This window comes from Oceanipulchritudo coccoides (genome assembly GCF_010500615.1).
Classification (GTDB): domain Bacteria; phylum Verrucomicrobiota; class Verrucomicrobiia; order Opitutales; family Oceanipulchritudinaceae; genus Oceanipulchritudo; species Oceanipulchritudo coccoides.
The window spans coordinates 1,117,154-1,138,427 of the sequence record NZ_JAAGNX010000001.1 but is presented as its reverse complement, the minus strand read 5'-3'; the positions used below and the strand labels follow the sequence as shown (position 1 = coordinate 1,138,427).

At 51.8% G+C, this 21,274-nt stretch carries 13 protein-coding genes and 1 tRNA gene; 7 read left to right on the top strand and 7 right to left on the bottom strand.

Annotated features, from left to right (window positions below):
* Positions 1-64 precede the first annotated feature (64 nt).
* Positions 65-1,633, bottom strand: a complete 1,569-nt coding sequence (locus tag G0Q06_RS04330; protein WP_163962810.1) for a hypothetical protein — start codon at positions 1,631-1,633, stop codon at positions 65-67.
* A gap of 363 nt (positions 1,634-1,996) precedes the next feature.
* Here G0Q06_RS04330 and G0Q06_RS04325 point away from each other — a divergent pair, with 363 nt between their 5' ends.
* Complete coding sequence (locus G0Q06_RS04325; RefSeq protein WP_163962808.1) at positions 1,997-5,902, top strand: hybrid sensor histidine kinase/response regulator transcription factor; 3,906 nt, start codon at positions 1,997-1,999, stop codon at positions 5,900-5,902.
* A gap of 112 nt (positions 5,903-6,014) precedes the next feature.
* On the opposite strand, the gene G0Q06_RS04320 is transcribed toward G0Q06_RS04325, so the two are convergent.
* The 6 genes from G0Q06_RS04320 to G0Q06_RS04295 all read right to left on the bottom strand — a co-directional run bounded on the left by G0Q06_RS04320 (position 6,015) and on the right by G0Q06_RS04295 (position 13,858).
* The gene (locus G0Q06_RS04320) at positions 6,015-9,431 is read right to left on the bottom strand and encodes a hypothetical protein (RefSeq protein ID WP_163962805.1); all 3,417 of its coding nucleotides are present in this window, start codon (positions 9,429-9,431) and stop codon (positions 6,015-6,017) included.
* A gap of 193 nt (positions 9,432-9,624) precedes the next feature.
* Complete coding sequence (gene pgl, locus G0Q06_RS04315; protein ID WP_163962804.1) at positions 9,625-10,341, bottom strand: 6-phosphogluconolactonase; 717 nt, start codon at positions 10,339-10,341, stop codon at positions 9,625-9,627.
* 9 nt (positions 10,342-10,350) lie between these two features.
* Entirely contained in the window at positions 10,351-11,349 is a 999-nt protein-coding gene (locus G0Q06_RS04310; RefSeq protein WP_163962802.1) for a glucose-6-phosphate dehydrogenase assembly protein OpcA, read from the bottom strand.
* A 6-nt stretch (positions 11,350-11,355) separates the two neighbouring features.
* Entirely contained in the window at positions 11,356-12,909 is a 1,554-nt protein-coding gene (gene zwf, locus G0Q06_RS04305) for a glucose-6-phosphate dehydrogenase (protein WP_163962800.1), read from the bottom strand.
* Between the two features lie 110 nt (positions 12,910-13,019).
* On the bottom strand, positions 13,020-13,400 hold the full coding sequence (locus G0Q06_RS04300) for a GxxExxY protein (protein WP_163963332.1): 381 nt from the start codon (positions 13,398-13,400) through the stop codon (positions 13,020-13,022).
* A 65-nt stretch (positions 13,401-13,465) separates the two neighbouring features.
* Positions 13,466-13,858: a YraN family protein gene (locus G0Q06_RS04295; protein ID WP_238710258.1), complete on the bottom strand. Its 393-nt coding sequence runs from the start codon at positions 13,856-13,858 to the stop codon at positions 13,466-13,468.
* Positions 13,859-14,075: 217 nt separating this feature from the next.
* Here G0Q06_RS04295 and G0Q06_RS04290 point away from each other — a divergent pair, with 217 nt between their 5' ends.
* From G0Q06_RS04290 to G0Q06_RS04265, 6 genes are all read left to right on the top strand, one after another.
* On the top strand, positions 14,076-14,462 hold the full coding sequence (locus G0Q06_RS04290; protein ID WP_163962796.1) for a cupin domain-containing protein: 387 nt from the start codon (positions 14,076-14,078) through the stop codon (positions 14,460-14,462).
* A gap of 99 nt (positions 14,463-14,561) precedes the next feature.
* Positions 14,562-14,638, top strand: a tRNA-Arg gene (locus G0Q06_RS04285).
* A gap of 346 nt (positions 14,639-14,984) precedes the next feature.
* Entirely contained in the window at positions 14,985-15,593 is a 609-nt protein-coding gene (locus tag G0Q06_RS04280; protein ID WP_238710257.1) for a hypothetical protein, read from the top strand.
* Positions 15,594-15,806: 213 nt separating this feature from the next.
* On the top strand, positions 15,807-16,559 hold the full coding sequence (locus tag G0Q06_RS04275) for a hypothetical protein (RefSeq protein WP_238710256.1): 753 nt from the start codon (positions 15,807-15,809) through the stop codon (positions 16,557-16,559).
* 84 nt (positions 16,560-16,643) lie between these two features.
* Positions 16,644-19,706 carry an Eco57I restriction-modification methylase domain-containing protein gene (locus G0Q06_RS04270; RefSeq protein WP_163962790.1) on the top strand — a complete coding sequence of 1,021 codons (3,063 nt, stop codon included), beginning with the start codon at positions 16,644-16,646 and terminating at the stop codon, positions 19,704-19,706.
* 22 nt (positions 19,707-19,728) lie between these two features.
* The gene (locus tag G0Q06_RS04265) at positions 19,729-21,033 is read left to right on the top strand and encodes a serine/threonine-protein kinase (RefSeq protein ID WP_163962788.1); all 1,305 of its coding nucleotides are present in this window, start codon (positions 19,729-19,731) and stop codon (positions 21,031-21,033) included.
* The last annotated feature ends 241 nt before the right edge of the window (positions 21,034-21,274 follow it).

Here is a 21,274-nt window from a genome sequence, read left to right as displayed (position 1 = left end):
GGGATGGCGGATGCCATCCCGGTCCTGATTAATAACTAAGGTGGAATTTAAAGAGAATAAAGTCTTAAGGCCCAGGATCCGGCAGCCCAACCAACTGTACTCCGCCAAGACCGGCTCCTCCTCCATAGAGGGCCGTTAAGGTGAAGGTGATGGAATCGGCGAACAACGGTGAAGTGTCGCTACCAAAGATCGCGTATTGCGCCTCCGGATTGAGGTCAGCGCCGAGGTCCGTCGCCTGGGATGTCTGGACAAAAGTGACCGGAGCAACCGGGGAGGCAATATTCCGGTAATAGAAGATGTCCGTGGAGTCCTCAAGATTGAAGAATTGTTTCGGATCCGACAACTCACTGGACGGGACGGTGGCCTGCCCTACCCCGCTTCCATCGGTGGTCACGATGAGCTGGGAGGCAAGGGAGCTGAAACCACTCAGGACAGTTGATTTCTTCACTTCGTAATCGCTTGATGGTGTTGCAGTGAAGTCGATCACGAACTCGTTGCTACCGTTGACTAAAGTGCTGTCGATAGCGATGTCGTCAAATCCAACCGTGATCGCGGCTCCGTCGTTTGAGTTGTAACCAGTCAGGTAGACAATGGCGTAGTAGCCGTTGGGGAAATTCTCCGCCACATCCGTGAAGGTCGCTGTCAACACGGCGCTACCCGCTGAATATACATCGTACCCCGCCTTCAGTGGCGTAAAATCATAGGCGGGGTTAAAGGTAGCCTTGTCGTTTGGTTGGGTCCCGCTGTAATCAATGGTTGTGGCCACGCCATCGCTGTCCTTGAGGTCTGTCCTGCTGGACGCGTTGCTATTGGTCCAGTTGGCGACCGTTGTATCAACCCCGAATATCGTACCGAGGCCAAAGTCCCCGATGACGGTTTGAGCATTTGGTGTGTTTAACACGATGTTGAGGCTGACAACATTTCCATTGACGCCAACCAATTGAACACCGCCCACGCCAGCCCCGCCACCGTATAACGCATCAATCGTGAAGGTGATGGCGTCCGCGGTCAAGGGTGAGCCGGAACTGCCAAAGACCGCATATTGTGCCTCGGGGTTGAGACCGTCTCCCAAGTCCGTGGTCTGGGTCGTCTGGACAAGAGGATCCGGGAGCGAAGCAGGATTGGGGGTCTGGTAGTAATAGGTATCTGTTCCGTTGGTGATCGAGGCGCCAGTGTTGCCTATGAACCCTGTCAGATAGACCACCGCGTAGTAGCCGGTGGGGAAGGTGGTGTTGAGGCCGGAGAAGGCGGTGGTGACCGGGTTGGCAGTGCCTGTGTAGACGACAAATCCCCTGTTGAGAGGAGTGTCGGCATAAGGGGCTCCAAAAGCGCCTTTGCCGGCCGGCTGCGTACCGGTGTAATTGACAGCGGTCGCTGCCCCGTCCTTGTCCTGGAGGCTGGTGAGGCTATTGGCGCCGGTGTTGCTCCAGTTGCCAACGGTTGTCTGAATACCGAATAGGTCACCTACTCCATAGGTTTCATCAATATCAATATTTTGTGCATCGTTATCAGCGACACTTTCAGCAAAGTTCAGGCTGACAACCTTGGCTTGAAGGGGAATCGAAACGGCAAGGACGGAAAGGGCCGCCAAGGTCAGGCGACCGCGAAGGAGTGAGTTTGAATTCAAGGTCATGGGATTTTGTGAATGAGGTTTTAGACGATGGGGTTGAGATAACTGTCACCGGCTGAAGCCGATGAGGGGTGCAAGGACTAAATCCATTGCAGATAGCTGAATTTTATCAGATCAATTCGAAAAACGGGCTGTAATTTTGTACCTAACCCCTTGGAATTTTGTCCCACAGGGAGCATTTTACCTGTTTTGCAGTCCGCAAACCCGTGACTGCATTGTGAGCGGAACGAGACTGAATTTGAATTGACCAAAAACTTAGCTGATTCAGTCTTACGACTCCCCTATCACCCCATGAATTTCCCGAATTCGCCCCTATTCTCAACCCCCCTCTGGCGGAAACTCACCTTAATTATTGGTTGCTTTGTCATGAGCCCGCTCAACGGGACCGAAGTGCGCAGCCTCGACAGCTACCGCGTGGATCCGTTGACGGAATCCTGGCGCTGGCAGCGAATCAAAGGCCTTGATGGGCAAGCGCTTGAAATTGTCGCGATGACCCCGGACGGGAGACTTGGGGCCATTTACAGTCCCAACGAATTGCACTTCTATGATGGACGCACTTGGCAACAAGAAGCGCTCCCTGAAGATATTGAAGATCAGTTCATCAGTGCTTTTTTCATCAGTTCCCGGGCCCATTACTGCGTGGTGACAACCGGGGCAATTTACCTCTTTGATGGATCAGCCTGGATAAAGGTGGCGGACGAAGGGCTTCACCGCCGGGTGCGGGATAACATTGCCGAAACCTCTGATGGAATCCTGTGGATTGGCCTCAGAAGCGGGTTGGCACGGCTTGATCCAGCCACAGCAGAGTGTGAGATCACCCCTTGGCGTAGCGCAGTGATGAGTGTTTGTGAAGGACCCAACAAGCAAAGCCTGTGGATATCCACCCTGCCCCGGGGCGAAGTCTGGGAATGCCCGCTCGTTGAAGGCAATCTTGCCCCCGTGGGAGATTGGATTCTCAAGAAACCGGGAATGCAGCACGAGATTCTCGCCGCCAGTCTGATGCGCGCCAGCGATGGCCGGATATGGCAGATCAATAATCACCACAACTTGCCGGCCAGCTTCTATGACCCCGAAACAGGGGAATGGGAGTCGGTAAACCTTTCCCGTATTGGGGGGGACAACTTTGACTTCTCGATTTTGGAGACACCTGACGGGGCCATCTGGATTTCAAGCCGGGGTTCCCTGCACATCCTTAAAAACGAAGAATGGAAAGTGTATCACAGTCCGGAATATCCGCTTCCGGGTGCCCGTTCGACAATGGTTCAGGATACCAGCGGTGCAGTCAGCATAATCGAGGAAGGCGGCATGAACGTCCGGATCGATTATGGTCAGACTAGCGGATACTCCTTCAATGGCCTGCATTTCCAGGATCAAACCTTGGAAGGAGACCAGCTCTTCATTTCCATAAACAATGATGTCGTACAGCTGTCACAGGAATCCCGGAATGGCATCTTTCATACATCCGATGAAACCGGCGTTTCCCATCCAGGGACGCTGTTGGTCCACCCAAGCGGAGATTGGATTCTCGCCGGTTCTGATCAGCGCGAAGCGGTCATATCAGTCTACAATGGCCAGAAATGGGAAGTTTATCGCTTTCCCGAGGTCGCCCTGTCATTTGCCCATTTGGCGGCCCTGAAACAGCCCAACGGCGATATCTGGCTGGGATGTGCCCAGATGGAAGAAGAGTTTCCCGACTACCAAGGCGGAATTGTCGTTATCAGCCGGCAGAAAGATGGAACCTATGTTTCCAAGCACTTGCAGTCCCCTCCTTTTCAATTCCGCAATTGGAGCCTTGTCAGGGGAAATGGGGAAAGCGTCTACAGCAGCGAAAATGGAATTTTTCAAAATACCCGATCCGGCGCAGCACCTGTGGAACTTCCAGACGAGCTTCGGCAAAAGTGGATTGACCAGATTGCCGTCGATGCAGCCGGGGACCTCTGGTGTGCGGTCTGGTCCCAGGGAATCTACCGGTTCAGCAATGGAGAGTGGAAACAATTCACGGAAGCGGATGGGCTGGAAAGCTCCCTCACCTCTTTTGTCATAACCCTGAATGGGACAGACCCGGTTGCAACGACTCGTGAAGGACACTTTCGCTTTGATGGACAACTCTGGGCCCCATTCATGGGAATTGTGGAAGGGCTGCATCGCGGATCCGGCCGGGTGGTTCAAGGGAAGGATGGTTCCATCTGGATTAACCGTACCCATGTCGACTGGTATTATCGCGGACAACGCACGGAGCCCTACGCGGAAGACAAGAAAAGGGGATTCCGGACAGTACAGTATGTCCCCGACAACCAGGCGCCTGATACATTGTGGATCACACCCCCTTCCGAACTTCAACGGAATACCAGCCTCCAATTCAGCTGGAAGGGTGTGGATGCGTGGTCGAGAACTCCAGCCAACAAACTGCAATTCTCTCATCGTGTGGATGGAGGGGATTGGTCCCCGTTCACAGCATCCACGGAAGTGACCCTCAATGAGTTAAAAGGGGGCAAACATGTAATTGAAGTCGTATCCCGCGACAGCGACTTCAACGTTGATCCGACTCCATTGCGGGCGGAGTTCACCGTTGTCCTTCCGCTCTGGCAACAGGCCTGGTTCGTTGCTTCCCTGGTGGCCGGTATTCTTTTCCTTATCTCGGTGGTTGTTTTCTTCATCCGTCAACGCGTCAAGCACATGCTTGAAATCGAGCAGGTGAAAATGCGGGTGTTCACCCACCTTTCCCATGAAATAAAAACCCCCTTGAGCCTGATTCTCGGGCCGGTGGAGCGACTTCAGAACGAGATCAGCGACAGCCGGCACCAGCACTTTCTCTCCCTTATCAAATCAAATAGCCAGCGCCTCCTTTTCCTCATCAATCAGTTATTGGACTTCCGTAAGTTCCAACTCAACAGACTGGAGTTCAAGCCGCAGGAGGGCGACTTCGTTCCGTTCATCAGGAGCTGCCTTGCAGTGTTTGATGGTTGGGCCCTTGAAAAGAAACACACCCTGAAGCTGGAAACTAACTTGACCGGACTGGTCTTTGCCTTCGATCAGGAATTGTTCCACAAGATCATCGACAACGTGGTCAACAATTCGGTCAAGTACACCCCACGCGGCGGGCGCATAACGGTGCGCGTGGCCGAAGTGGAAACGCCGGACGGGCCGCCCATGGGACAAATTGAAGTGGAAGATGACGGACCGGGGATTTCCACTTCCGAGCAGGAGGCCATCTTCGAACCGTTTTACCGGAGTGCCGACATGGATGAAACTGAAGAGGGCTCTGGTATCGGCCTGGCCTTCGTCAAGGAGATCGTGACGGCCATCCATGGTACGGTTAGCGTGATCAGTCCTGTCAATCCGCATGACAAGGAGCGCCCGGGTAGCTGCTTCCAGATCAGCTTCCCGCTCCCCGGCAGGAAGAAAACGCAAGACGCCCTGAACACCCAACCTGTCTCATCGTCGGACCACGTCGCCCCTGCTGTGACTGCAGAACAGGATCAAAGTGTCATCCTGCTCATTGAGGACAACCACGACCTGCGCGAATTTATTGGCGGAGAATTGAGAGGGGCCTTCCAAATCGAAATGGCGACCAACGGTGACGAAGGGTTTGCCAAGGCACAGGAACTCATTCCCGATATTGTTATCTCGGACATTGTCATGCCCGGGAAGGACGGCTTTGAAACCTGTCGTGTTCTCAAGAAGGATCCCCACACCTCCCACATTCCGGTCATTCTGTTGACTGCCCTCCGCTCGGAAGAACACAGGCTCAAGGCCTTCAATAGCGGTGCTGACGATTTCATTACAAAGCCTGTCTCGCCGGAGATCCTCCGCCTGAAGATCCGGAATCTCCTTTCCACACAAAAGCGCTCTCGCGAACGGGTCCGCGAACAGTTTGTCGATGATCACCGCCTCGCAGGCCTTTCCGGAGAGGATAAGGTCTTCGTGGAAAAGACCGAGACACTGGTCGAGGAGCACATGTCGGAAGAGCAGTTCGACGTGAATACCCTCGCTGAAAAAATGGGCTTCAGCCGTAGTGCCTTCTATCGCAAGTTCAGCAACCTGACCGACCTGAGCCCGGCCGCCTTTATCCGTACAAAGCGGCTCCGCCGGGCCGCCCTCTGGCTTGCCGAGGGAGGCAAGCCCGTCTCCGAAATTGCGTACGATGTGGGCTTTTCCGATGCCGGTTATTTCAGCCGTGTATTCAAGGATGAATACAAATGCTCGCCATCCGCATTTGCCCGCAAAAAGGGGGGCATTGATTCGCAGGAGGAAGAAACCGCCCGGAATTAACGCTGGACGGCACCGCCAGCGAGACCGCCACACAAAAAGGACCCGGTCCGAAAACCGGGTCCATCTGTGGGCAATTGAATGTAAATGCCAGTGAGGGGGAATAGCCCTCAACTTAGAACACGAAGGAGTTGGTCAGGTTCCAAGTCCGCTCGGGCGGGACACGAACCGTGCCATACGAACCGTCGGGATTGATCTTGACCGGAACCAACTCGTCATCGGCGAAGATATTCCGCACGTTCAGGTTGATGTTCCAGGTGACATCCATGCCGAAGACCTTGATGTCCCGACGATAACCGAGAGACAAATCAACAAAGGTGTCATCGTCGCTGTAGTATGGGTTCGCGAGATCGGCAATCTGCTGGTTGTTCTCGTCCCTGATCGTCGGATAACCGAGAGCAGCCTTGTCCTGCCAGCGAATAGCACCGCCAATTCTGAATCCATCAAGGAACCCGTCGGAGAATTCGTACCGGGTGACCATGTTGGCCCGCCATTCACGGATTTCCGGAGTGGCCGTACCCGACTGGGCAGCGTCCGCGCGAAGGCCGTAAACCGTTTCACCCAGGTACTGTTGCCGCCAGGGGTCGTAACTGGAACCAGGGTTGCGCACGAAGTTGTACAATTCTCCATCACGAATTGAATCCACGTTGGCGAAGAACTCATCAACAAACTGGAGTTCGAGAGCGGCAATATTGGCCCTGACCGCTTCGGCCTGGGCAACATTGAGGGCAATGCGCCAATTGCGTGTTGGATTGTAAACCACTTCAATCTCATAGCCTTCCGAGACTACATCGCTAAGGGAAGACAGGTTGGTGATCCCATCACTTTCCCAGCTAACCTGCCCGTCAACCGTGACGAAGCGCGGATTGAAATTGAACTCCGGTCCTATCCGGTCACGCAAACGGTCGGGAATAGCTGCATAGAAGTCGCGGGCAACCTCTTCGAAGGACTGGTAGGAATTCGGACCATTCGACCACTCCAGGCCATCGGGATCGTTCGGATCGAAGGCAGGATCCTGTGGATTAAAGCCATCCAGGTCTGCCCCGACCATACGGTTGATCATGGCATTTATGTACTGGTAGGGATTCTTGATCCCGCCGATACCGGCATTGATGACCTTTGTCTCAAACTTGGTCACGCGGAGATCCAGCTTCCCGTCAAACATGGTGAGAGAGAACCCGAATTCCTCGGTTTCCGCTTCGGGCGATCCCACCTCTTCATTGTAGACATTCCGGCGCTGACCAACGGGGTCAAAATTCTCAGAATAATTCCAGAAGACGCGGAGGTCTGAATCAAATGGAAGATCGAAGAGGTATCTTTCCGGAAACTCAGCCACAACACTGTATGACCATGAGTCCTTCTGCTGTGAGGAAGCGGGCCGGAGATCGAAGCCCTTCACATCCAGCTGCCCGGTCGCGAGATCGCGCTCCGGATTCACCGAGGTAAAGGTGTCCGAATTATCCCGGCGCAAACCGACGATTGTGATGACATAATCCTTTAGCCAGTGGCTGTTCAGGAAAATGGCCTTAGACTCAAGTTCCTCCTTTTCGTCACGGGTCGAATCATCAAAGACGCGTAGCGCGGTTGCTGTACCGGTGGTAAAGCCCGAGAAATCGTCCGGATCACTCGGATTATCCGTATCGAAAATACGCAGCGTATAACTTTCGTCGAAAGCAGGCCGGTTTGCCGTGATTGGCTGAAGCCGTAGATCATCCACAGTCCGTGCTCCAACTTGGGATCCACCCAGATAGAAGAGACCGTTTACCTGGGTCCCGAAAACACCGGGAGGTTGTGCCAGGGAATCGGTCAAATTGAGTTCACTCTGCGGGGACCATGAGCTTCGGAAAGTCCGGTTCATGTTCCTCTGGGTGGACTTGAAGAAGAGACCGTTCAAGGTGTGACGGCCCAGCCACTTCACGATGCTTGAATCCGAATTACTGAAATCATGCCGGATAAAGGCATTGGCTTGGAAGGATTCGAAGAGGTTCGTGTTGCTCTGGTCACGGAAGACGTCGCGGGTCACAATAAAGGGCCGCCCGAAATTCGGGTTTGGAATCAATTGATCCGCCAGGGGGCCGCCTGTGTTGTAGGCATCTGTACGAACAGGAAGGAATTCCGTCGTGTCGATGGCGATGAAGTTATCCCAGCCAGAGATTGGGAAATCACGAGACCGGGAAAAGTCCTGCTTGTCGTAGGCAATTTCGAAACCGGCCTTGCCGCCCATCAGGAGCTGGTCCAAGCGAACATTGACGGCATCAAAGCTCTGCTCGCGGAAGTCCAGCCCGCCAGTAATCAGGTTTTTGTAGTAATCGAAAACCTCACGGTTCTGCAAACGCGTGGTATAATATCCTTGTTGGAGGACACGGAATCGGTTCAGGTCACCGGAACTTCGGAACCAGCCGAGTTTACCTGGAATGACCGATTGGATGCCCTGAACCCCGGCAAACTCACCCGAAAGGCCCACGGAGGCCTCGGGGGAATTCGGATCCGAGAAAATCAGGCCCCACTGGCGATAAAGGGGGAAATTCTGGACGATGCTGTTGTTCGGGGTGACTTTGGTGCCATTGCCAAGCTGATATCCATTGCTGTCATAAGCCTGGTTCACCACTCCCGGATAAGTCCATTTCGGAAACGCCCATGGCTCACCGTCGCGGGGATCAATTCCTTCAAACCAGGAGTCAACGCTTAAGGGAGGAGGAAGCATGTTTTGCGGAACACCTTCAATACTTCCCACTTCCACGTTCGCCCGGATTGTGGTTCTGCCAAAGAAGGCGTTTGGTTTGGCTTTACGCACTCTCCAAGTTGCGGCGGCATACACACGCCGATCCTCGTTGTACGCAGGCTCCTGCCGGAATTCCTCATCTTCGGCCAGGGCATCCACGCGGAAGGCCAGGACGTCATCAATCAGGACCCGGTTAAGATGTATCTCACCGCGGCGTGTACCGTGCTCTCCATACTGGAACTTGATCTGGTTAGTGTCATTGAAGACAGCGCGCTTCAGCGTCACATTGACGATACCCCCGGCAGATCCTGTTCCTCCAAGAATGGCATTGGGACCACGGCTGACCGTCACCCGGCCAAAGTTGTAGCCGTCGGAAGGAATGGTCGATTCGAAGTAGTCGCGCGTCCGCGTGGCTGGAGCAAGCGCCCGGAACCGGTTCACACCGGATGGGTTCCCGCGCACTTCATCGCTGGATTCACCAGTGAAGCCGCCGAAGTTACCCTCGGAGCCACCGCCTTCACCAGAAGTCGTGTAAGTCAGGATGTCCTCGATTTTCGTTGCATCGATATCCTTGAGGAACTCCTCAGTGTAAATGGAAACCGAGGCGCCAACGTCTTTCAGTTCCGTGTTGATGCGGGTCCCGGCCAGGGTACTTGTGGCCAGATAACCGCTGTCACCACTGGATTCGACAATAAAGGGATTCAGTTCAAAAACAGCTTCTTCGCCGTTCTCAGTCGTATCAGAATCTTGGGCAAAAGCCAGAGATCCCACAACGGATCCCGCCATAAGGGTTATGAGCAATCTTTTCATATAGTTTTGGAGTTTGGGTTTATAAGAATGATTGGGATGCTGACTCGAAGAATACTTTCAGGAGCTTATTGCTTCAAGTCCTTAAAAAAGCGTTTGGGCTTTCCCGGATCATACCCGAAATTCCATGGATTTGCCTATGGAAAAACGTCCCAGTCTAGGTGGGTTATTGTCCCAAAGCGGGAAAAAGGCCTATTCAGGCCATGGCCAACTCGTCCACCAGCCACTCAACTTTTTCCGAAAAGCGAGAAAGTAGCTGCACGGGATAAACACCCTCCGGGCCCTCAAGGACTGCCTTCAGGCGCTCCGCTTTGGCAGCACCGGTCACCATGACAACAATTTTGCCGCAGGCAGCCAATCCATCTGGCGTGATGCTGAGCCGCCAGCCCTTGCCGGGCACATCCACCGGGGCGAAATAGTCGCCCGAATCGACGATGAGCAAGGGACTGCCGGGAAAGATTGATGCGGTGTGTCCGTCATCCCCCATCCCAAGGAGGCACAAATCAAAGGCGCGCTCACTGCCGAATCGTTCCTGCCAGCGCATCTGGAAGGCCGCGGCGGCACTGTGCGGATCGACCATTACCGGCCAGGGAAACTTGCGCTCGGGGGCCACGCCCATTGGAGTAAGCCACTGCCGGTCAGCCGTCCCGAAATTGCTCTCGGAGTCGCTCAGTGGGACCATCCGCTCATCGCTCACTGACCAGACAGCATGGCGCCGAACAACATCGCTCAGGGCCTTGCTGGCAACCGCCCATTCGTAAAATGCCTTCGGCGTGGAGCCTCCGGTCAAACCAACCGTGAAGGCATCCCCGGATGAGCCGGCGGTCGTTTCAAAATGATCGACCAGGCGTGTGTAAAGCTCTGGCAGTGAGCCGATGCAAAGGCGACCGTAGGGTGTGTTCTCGTGTCTCATGGAAATTGTTTAGCCGAAGAAAAGGGCTTCCCCAAGGACGGCTTCCGCGGAAAGTGGCTCCACGTGCAGGGGATGCTCCAGTTGGCCGGAGGAAAGGTTTGTCCGGATGATTCCAGATTTGCGGGACCGGTTGTAGTCGAGTTTGAGGGTCTTTTCCGCATCGGCAAACTGCCAATCGATTCGCAGGCAGCAGTCATGGTCATCCGCGGAAAGCGGTTCCAATGATAAAATGACTGAATCAATATCAGCAGGACGGTCGAAGCACTTGGAAAGCGCGGTCTTGTGCCAGCCCATGAGCTGCATGGCCATTCGGCGCATGCTCTTGCTGTAGCGAAAATTCAATGTTTGGAGACCGTCGACCAGCTCTGACGGGGAAAAGCGGCTGATAAACTGCCCCAAATGCTGCCGGAGAGGCAGGGACCGAGCCTTGGTAAGGTCGATCACGCGGTCCGGATCAGGCCATTCAATCAAGTCATAGACATCCCCCTCGACACTTCCGTCATAGAGAACCCGCCGGCAACGTTTAAAAAAGCCAAGGTAATGTTTGGAAATACGCTCTGCCGGTACGCGGTGCAGCCAGTGGTAAATCGGCAAATCTGATTCAAGCCAGATCGAGACCTGGTTTTCCAGAAAATCCGACTGCTCGGGAGAATAGCCCAGAATCAGGGCCTCACAGCAACATACATCCCGCAGGTGCTTGCCAATGTAACACTGGCTAAAGAGCTTTCCCTCGAACTTGACCTCGCTGTCACTCTCCGAATAGGGGCAAAGGACGACCAGGCGGCAGGGATATTTCTGGGCGAAAACAATTGCGGTGTTGAACTGCTCAAGGGCTTCCGCGGCACTGGTTTCGAGGCCGAAATGCAGGATCAGATTCATCTGGGAGGCCCGGAAGTCCATTCGACCACCCTCCGCCCCAGCCTCGGTATCCCACATGTGGCTGAGGGTATCTGTCACCTCATCCACTGACATGAAGACTCCGGGCAATGTGTCGATCAAGCGTTTCATGGCAGCTTATATTCCCGTTTGACGCCATTCGTGGCCGTGCATTCCCAGGAGGCGCTCTGCCTCAGCAGGGCCCCATGAACCCGCGGCATACGCCCCAAGGCCATGCTGTCCGAGGCTCTTCCATGACTCGAGGACGGGAGTCATCAGCTTCCACGACGCCTCTGTCTCATCCCCGCGGATAAACAGGGTACTGTCACCAATCATTGCATCGAGGATCAGCCGCTCATAAGCTTCGGGGGTGTTGGAACCAAAGGTTGCCGCATAACGGAAGTGCATTTTCACCGGCTGGGTGCGGGTTTCCAGTCCGGGCACCTTGGAATTCGTGAGCAGGGTCATTCCCTCGTCCGGTTGGACCTGGATGACGAGCGTGTTGTGGGCCACGTCATACTTTTTGCTCTCAGAAAACAGGATACCGGGCGGTCGCTTGAATTGTATCGCAATCTCCGATACGCGCCGGGCCAATCGCTTGCCCGAGCGGAGATAAAAGGGAACGCCTTTCCAACGCCAGTTGTTGATCATCAAACGCATCGCGGCATACGTCTCCGTCGAGGAATCACCCGGGATATTTTTCTCCTGCAGGTACCCGGGGACTTGTTTTCCGCTCATCAGGCCTTCCGTATAGCGGGCCCGAACGACATCCGCCTTGTCGGCCGGATCCAGCGCAAGGGGTTGGATCCCCTTCAGGACCTTCACCTTTTCGTCACGAATCGACTCGGGATCCAGCGAAACTGGTGGCTCCATGGCAATGAGTGACAGGAGCTGCATGGTGTGATTCTGGATCATGTCCCGCAAGGCACCGCTTTCGTCATAATAACCGCCACGGCTCCCTACCCCGACCGACTCAGCTACCGTGATCTGCACGCAGTCCACAAACTCCCGGTTCCAGATAGGCTCAAAAATGGCGTTGGCAAAGCGCGCCACGAGGAGGTTCTGGACGGTCTCCTTCCCAAGGTAGTGGTCGATCCGATACACCTGGGATTCGTCAAAATTCCTCCCGATCACTTGATTCAGCCTCCGGGCCGATTCCAGATCCCGGCCAAAGGGCTTTTCAATGATGACCTTGGCCCCCGGTTTGCCATCGACCAGATGGGTCGAGAGGCCGCTGGCGCCAAGGTTTTCGATAATCGGTTCAAAAACGGTGGGCGGGGTCGAGATATAGAATACGAGCTGCATTTCCCGGCCAGCCGAGCTTTCAATGCCCTTTATTTTCTTCTCAAGGGAGCGATACACCTCAGCCTCATCGTACCCGCCGGAATGGTAATGAATTCCTGGTTCAATGTCACCCCAGAGCTCTTCATCCATCGGGCGACGCGAGAACTCCTCGATGGATTCCCGGGCGATTTTCCGGAATGCCTCATCCTCGATCGGCTTACGGCCAAAACCGATCAGATGGAAGTCCGACGGCAGCAGGCTGTCCAGACCGAGGTTGAACAGCGCCGGGATCAGCTTGCGCGCGGTCAGGTCGCCGGAGGCCCCGAAGATTACGAGAATGGTCGGTGCGGCCCCGCGGTGCCGGCTCAGGCCCTCCAGAAAAGGATGTCGTTCTTCAGCTTCTTGCATAACTTACCATTAATGTCCTATTTCTCCGGCATTCCGACTGTTCACGCAAGGAATTTGATCAATCTCGCACAAAGGCACAAAGAGACAAAGGCACCAAGATTTTTTTTAAGTTAAAGACTCCCGTTAATGAGGCGGGTTATTCCGTCTTTCATTCGGGGTTCTCCGAAGTTCAGAAGGAATCCAAGTTTAACTCCTGATAATTTTAAATAGGTGAGTAGCTGCTTGTTGTGGGCGGGACATGTTTTTTCTACAGACTTCAATTCAATGATCACCTTTTTTTCCACAATAATGTCCGCCCTGAAGCCTTCCTTAAAGAAGAGCCCATCAAGCTGAATCGGGATAATGACCTGCCGTTCAATCCTAAGCCCACGCTCTGCAAGCATTTGACTCAGAAGAACCTCGTAAACGCTTTCAAACAATCCCGGTCCCGTCGCCATATGAAGCTTTACAGCCGCATCCACAACAATCTTCCCAATCTCATTCTCATTCAAAATTACCTCCACTTTCACAACCTCCCTTTGTGCCTTTGTTTCTTTGTGCCTTTGTGCGAGAATTCTCAGAATCGGAACCTCGGTCCGAAGGTCCCCACGTTCTCCCAGTGCGTCAGGTCCTGAAACTTCCCCGCCCCAGTCCGCCGGATCCCCACCACGTCAAACCGTACCGCCTCCGGACGCCACCGACACTGCCGCAAATACGCCAAAGCCGTCCGCCTCAGCACCCGCCACTTGTGACGCCCAATGCTCTGGTACGCCGCCAAGGCATTCGCCTCCCCGGTCCGTACCCGTACCTCCACAAACACCATCACCGTCTCCCGCCGCATTACCAGGTCCAGCTCCCCGTGTTCATGAATCCAGCGCCGCTCCAGAAAACGCATCCCTTCACGCTTCCGTAAATACCGCTCCGCAACGCGTTCCCCCCATTCGCCAGTGGCTTGTCGATCATTCTCCATCAACCCCCAGCCTGATTCAGTAAAAAAGGCACTCAATCCCCCACTCTGCCTGAATTCAGGCACGCCCATTACCTGAAGCGGGCCTCATGCCCACCTGAATAAGCACGCCTAATAGCAGTCATTAATTCTGACTTGCGACGCCCGAAGCCAGCCGACAAGGTATGACATGCGGTAACGGTGAACCCGCGTAGAAAACCCCAAAAAGAAAGGAATCATCATGCGGATCAACAAGAACGACGTCCCCGTCAAAATCAGCGTTCCGGGAGCAACTGCCCGGCAGGAATTCAACTTTGGAGACGCCTCCGATTATGGCAACATGGCGGGTGAATACTTCTCCCTCAACGCGGGTGTGGACTTCGCCCCCCTCCTCAAGGGTCTGGACAATGACCTCTGCCACTCCCCGCACTGGGGCTACCTGATCGCCGGCGAGATCGTTGTCACCTACGCCGATGGCAGCGAGGAAACGGTCGGCACCGGCGACCTCTTCTACTGGCCCCCTGGACACACCATCCGGATCACCGCCGATTCCGAGGTGATCCTCTTCAGTCCCCAGCATGAGCACTGCGCGGTTGTCGACCACGTGAAGGCCCAATTGGGGGCCTGATTCCCGCCCATTTCCAGACATCGGACAATTCGGGAAATTTTTTCCGAAAATACTTGCCCCATCCCGAATTCTCCGTGTCATCTCCCCTTTCCCAACCGTGCGCGGCTAGCTCAATTGGATAGAGCACCTGACTACGGATCAGGAGGTTAGGGGTTCGACTCCCTTGCCGCGTGCCACTTTAAAACAGTGGCCTCGCGCCGGATCGGGTACCTTTCAAAAAATCGGCTATTGTACTGTTTTTGTACTGTTTTTCAGTACGCGATTTCATTCCCCGCATTTCCCGGCAGTCCCCGACTTTTCCGTGTCCGGTTTTTAAAAACCGGGTTTTGTTCACATAACAGGGTCCGAGTTTTCCCAAATCGGGCGCTAAAACGCCAGGTTGAGGGTTTTTACAATTTAGAAAACCATTGCATTCCCACAAAACGGAAATATTCGTGTTTCCGAAGAGTGGACAATGTCACCAGTTAACTAACTAACAGGCAGGTAGAGAAGGAAGTGAAAACAGAATGCTATAAGATACTTATGGATGGCGAATGGAGCTTAGAAGATCTCTACATCCTCCCGCGCACATACATTGATGCTTACTCATTCATGTATAGCTTTCTACGCCCGATTGAAACGTTCGACGATCTAGACGACAGACTGGTAATCACATATTCAGCTCATCCATGGAAAGGAGGGTTTAGTTCTCTTAACTTCTATCAGAACTTAAAATACATTGTTCCGGCGAAGGAGAGACCTTCAGTGATAACCATCCAGTATGCCTCTCCTGGATGGATCGAGTTAGGTGTCATTCTCGTCGTAGCAACTCAAATCAAGAGAATTGTCAGTTGCTTTGTCGGTTCTGCTTCTGAATTGAATTCACTCTACAAGGAAATATATGAAGGTATGCACGAGCGAAAAATGATGAAGCTCGAAGCAAAAAGAGAGTCGCTGAAACTATCTAAAGAACAGCTAGATTTTGCAGTGAAATCAACAGATAAGCTGAGTCGGCTTATGGGCTTCGAAAACATCAAACAAATAAACAGGCTTACAAAGAATCCATTAGCTACACTGAAAATCCTACTTTCCTTCTATCGAAAAATTAAGATTTTGGCCGAATTCGATGAGTCTGGAAAAACTAAACTGTGATCTAAACATTTACTATTGGTGATACCATTTGCCGGTGCTAACCCCGTACCCATCCTGATCCATCTGCAAAAATAATACTCTATGCTTGAGGCTTTTCTGAAATTCGACCCGAGACTACAAAGTGTATTAATAAGTGGGTGCACCACAATTATTGTTCTTTTCCTAACCTGGGTATGGAAATTATTCTACGACCGACATTCCATTAAACAGAAATTGAGGCTCGAATATACTTTTGAGCAACAGAAGAGCATTAAAGAGGAAATATCAAAATCCAAAACGCCACTGCTCCAAGCTACCGAGAATCTGAACTACAGGTTATGGAACCTCCTTTCTCATAGGAACGAAGACTGGCTTTATCGTACTCCTGAGGAATGGAATAAGCCACCGCATCATTACATCAGGAGTTTCGCCTATAAGTGGATCAGCTTGATATATTGGATTCTCAAAGCTGAAAAGTCAGTTGGTGGGTATGATGCAACCCTTTCAACCGAAGAGGACTTGCTTTATCTGAAATATGTTAAAGCGATCAAATTTTGCCTTTGCGATAGACTGCTGATTCAGTCGCTTGGATATGTGAGCACTGACACCACTAACCATTTTTATATCGACGACCTTTCAAGGTTTTCGGATTTCATCCATAGCGACTCTGATGTAGTCGCCTTTCATAAATTTGAAGAAAAGATAAAAAATGACATTAAACCTGTTGCGAAGGTTTTTCAGTTCTTGAGTCAAACAAGGAACGAATCCAATAACAAGAGTATGAACATGCTCTGGGCACTCCACCTTATCATCATCAGTTTTCTAAACGACTTTGGGCATGAATTTCAGAGGACAGACAGTAAGAAGATTTTAAAGTTGGTGAAAGAGGATTACTCTGACTTCGCAATTTCTACTGAATTCAAAAGGTTTTTAGAACGACATAGGCTTGTCGACAATATGAAACTCATCACGAAAAATCTGGCCTAGGAAGTCGCTGGATGCAAAAGCGTAAATCCTCGGATCAGTTATAACGCTCGATCAAAGAATATCCAAAAATATCCTGATAAACCAATGCCACCCCCCGAAGCGATTCATAAACTGGTCGAGAATTTCTCAACCCATATTGAGCACTACAAGTCATCCGGCTACAATGAGACGGAATTGCGGCGTGAATACCTTGATCCTTTCTGGAAAGCTCTTGGTTGGGATATCGACAACGAACAGGGCTATGCCGATGCCTACAAGGATGTTATCCACGAAGACGCGATCAAAGTAGGCGGCTACACCAAAGCGCCTGACTATTGCTTTCGGATCGGCGGCACCCGCAAGTTTTTCCTCGAAGCCAAAAAGCCCTCCGTTTCCATCAAATCCGACGACAAGCCCGCCTACCAGCTCCGCCGCTACGCCTGGAGCGCCAAGCTCCCGCTTTCGGTGCTTTCCGACTTCGAGGAACTAGCGGTTTACGATACACGTATCCGCCCATATCCGAAAGACGGTCCGGCCAAGGCGCGCACTTTCTTCTGCACCTACGAGGACTATATCGAGAAGTGGGACGAGATCGCCGCCATTTTCTCCCGCGAGGCTGTGCTCAAGGGCTCCTTTGACAAGTACGCCGACACCTCAAAGAAAAAGCGCGGCACTGCCGAAGTGGATGATGCCTTTCTCGAAGAGATTGAGCGCTGGCGGGATGTTCTGGCGCGTAACTTTGCCCTTCGAAATCCAAACCTTTCCGTGCGCGACCTCAACTATGCCGTGCAGAAGACGATTGACCGGATAATCTTCCTCCGCATCTGCGAGGACCGCGGCACCGAAGATTACGGGCGGCTCAACATCCTTCAAAATGGCAAAAACGCTTGGCCACGCCTCAACGAACTTTTCCGGCGTGCCGACGAACGCTACAACTCCGGCCTCTTTCACTTCAGTGAGGAGAAAAATCGCAACGACGCCCCTGACCGTCTAACCCCCGGTCTCGCCCTCGACGACAAAGTGCTTAAGGACATTATCAAGCACCTCTACTATCCGGACTCGCCTTACGAGTTTTCCGTGCTCCCGGCCGACATTCTCGGCCAGGTTTACGAGCAGTTCCTTGGCAAGACGATCCGCCTGACCGGCAGTCACCAGGCCAAGATCGAGGAAAAGCCAGAAGTGCGCAAAGCGGGCGGCGTTTACTATACCCCCACGTATATCGTTGACTACATTGTGGCCAACACCCTCGGCTGCCTCCTCAATGGCGACGAACCGAACAACAAAAGGCCCATCCCGGTTTCCCAGGCTGCCAAGCTCAAAGTCTGCGATCCGGCTTGCGGTTCCGGCTCCTTCCTCATCGTGGCTTACCAATACCTGTTAGACTGGCACCGTGACCAATACACGCTGGACCCGGAAACCGGCGAGGAGGACGAGGGCAAGATCAAGCGTCACAGTGCCGGTAAAAACCCCAATATCTACCAGGCAAATGGCGGTGGCTGGAAGCTAACCACTCCCGAGCGAAAGCGCATCCTCCTCAATAATATCTACGGAGTCGATATCGACAGCCAGGCCGTCGAGGTGACCAAGCTCTCCCTCCTCCTCAAAGTCCTCGAAGGCGAGACTCAGCAGCAGCTCCAGCGCGACTTCATCAGCGAGCGCCAGCGCATCCTTCCCGACCTCGGGGACAACATTCAGTGCGGCAACTCTCTCATTGGTCCCGACTTCTACGAGGACGAACAATTGCAGCTTCTCGAGGATGAGGCTAAATACCGCATAAACGTCTTCGACTGGGAAAGTGCTTTCCCGGTAGTTTTCAACCAGGGCGGCTTCGACTGCGTGATCGGTAATCCGCCGTATGTGCGGATGGAACTGTTTAAAGAGGTTAAAATTTATCTTCGCTCGCGTTACAAATGTCACGATGAACGCTCCGATTTATACGCGTATTTCATGGAGAAGGGGCATAACCTACTAAGTCCGAGTGGGCGTTTTGGATTTATAGTTTCCAATAAATTTCTTCGGGCTGCTTACGGAACTCCACTACGCCGCTTTCTACTTGGGAATTTCAAGCCTTCGATCATAGCTGATTTTGCAGGGAAAAAAGTATTCAAAGGAGCAACCGTTCGGACTGTATCCTATATAAGTTCAAAAGATGATTTAAATAATTTTGATTACGTGCCGGTTCCAGATACTGAGACTTTTAACTTAATAAATTCAGGATCAATCGATTATTGCGCATGGGCATCTGACAACAAAATCCAGTTAAATATCGATCACTTGGGTTCCCAGCCTTGGACTTTATCTAATCCTCGCATTTCTGCCCTTATGGATAGGGTAAGCAACTTGCTTCCTAGTCTTGGCGAGTATGCAAAAGGCCTTGTAGGAATGGGTATAAAATCTGGTTGCAACCAAGCATTTTTGATTTCATCCGAGGTGCGTGAAAAACTGATTTCGGAGAACGGCAAATGTGCCGAGGTAATAAAGCCATTTGTTAATGGTCGAGAAATTCGTCGTTATGAATTGAACCCAAAAGAAACATTTCTCCTCTATATGCATCATGGAATTGATACTTCGAATTTATCTAACTTGCTGGAATACTTAAAACCCTTTAAAGATAAATTGGAATCTAGAGCTACTAAGCAGGCTTGGTATGAGCTTCAACAACCACAGCTCAAATATTCGAATCTACTAGAACAACCAAAAATTATCTTCCCAGACATGGCAGTTTCTCCGCGATTCATGCTTGATGAAGATGGTTACTACACTGCCAACACAGCTTACTTTATTGCTAAAGCAGATAAATTCTTGCTTGGGATCTTAAATTCAAAGCTAGGATATACCATTTTTAAGGAGTTATGCGCAGGGCTTGAAGGCGGGAATGAAACGTACCTTCGGTTCTTTGGACAATATTTGGAAAAATTTCCGATTCGCCCGATCGATTTCGACAATCCCGACGACGTGGCGAGGCACGACAAGATGGTGTCACTGGTCGAGCGGATGCTTGCGCTACACGAACAGAGGACCGGAGAGAGTAACCCGAACACGCTCAAGCAAATTGAAACGCAGATCACCGGAACCGACCGGCAGATTGACCGCTTGGTATACGAATTATACGGGCTGACCTCCGATGAGATTCAGCTAGTTGAACAAGGCGCGACAGGTAACGGCTAACGCCGCGCCCGCGGTCTATGTCATGAAAAAGAATCGAAAAATACATCAAGGCGGCTTCGGTGCAGTATATGAAGCGACAAACGCAAATGGCGAAATCGTTGCGCTGAAAGAGTTCTCTCCTAATTTTACGATAGCGACCCTTGCCGAGAAGATTAAACTTACTAAACGATTCGTTCGCGAGGTCAGGACCCAATCCCAAATGCCACGCGAACTATTCATTCCGATAATCGAACATGATCTTAAAATAGACCCACCTTGGTATGCAATGCCATTAGCGTCGAAGACTCTAATAGACGAAATATCTGAGTCCAAAAACAATTCTACGATTCCAGTCGAAGCTCTTGCAGATATTCTAAACGCACTGGAGTATATGCACGAAAGAAGCTATGTTCACCGCGATCTAAAGCCTGGCAACGTCTTGTTCCACGATGGCAGATGGAAACTCTCAGATTTTGGCTTGGTTCTACCGCCTAAAGGAGAAACCACGAAACTCACATCATATGATTCTAACTGGGGTAGCCAAAACTACTGCGCTCCCGAGCAAGCAATTGCTTTCAAGAAGGTTGGGCCAGAGGCAGATATTTACGCCTTTGGTTGTATTCTCCATGACATTTTCGGATCGGGAAGCCGAATACCTTTTCAGCAGTACGACGCTATTGGCCCTGTCGGAAGGATAATTAGAAAATGCACTGAAGTAGAACCTTCTAAAAGGTTCAATTCTATTACGAACCTACGAAACAATCTACTCACGCTACTTTCGAAGACTGGAGTTACCACAAATCTCACCGCCAATGCAGATGAGTGGTTACGCAGGTTGAAGGAGGAAGCCAGTTGGAATCAGGAAAGCATAGATGATTTTGTATACTTTATAAATAAAGATTTTGATCTCAATTCGGAGAATCCTTTTCTAAAGGAGATCGACGAAGACGCTTTGGAATCAGCTAAAAACATAAGCGACGAGATTTTTTCGGCACTCGCTGAGTGCATTTGCAATTGGGCTCACGGAACGTTCATATTTGCATACTGCGACGTTCTAGCCATGAAACTAGTGAAGATTTTTGATCTAGGCGAACTTGATACAAAATCTTATGCAGTCCTGGCATTAGCGGCACTAGGTAGTAGCCATAACCGCTGGTTTGTCATGGAACGGTTATTGAGGATAACTGGCCACAGTCTTGAAGATGATATTGCGGAAAGAATAGCCATGGAAATATCCATAGAAGAAAGATCACACGATTTCCAAGCATGCGCTGAAAGAATAAGTCGCACCATCAACCACTACCACCCACAAATAGCCGAAACCATAAATAGTTATAATAATTCATAAAGAGTCGTACCATTCCTCTCCCGCCAGCTCTCCGCACTCGCAGCCGCGTATGCACTCGAATTTTGCCTAAATGAATGACTCTTATAATTTCAGTGGGCAACTCAAAGAATTCACCGGAAATCAAACTCTTCCGGTCCAGATGATCAAAATCAGTGGGAACTTAAAAACTGGGAATACTGTAATTACTGAACTCGATACCATCCGCGGAAAGAATTAAAATCGCAGAACAGAAATGGAGTCG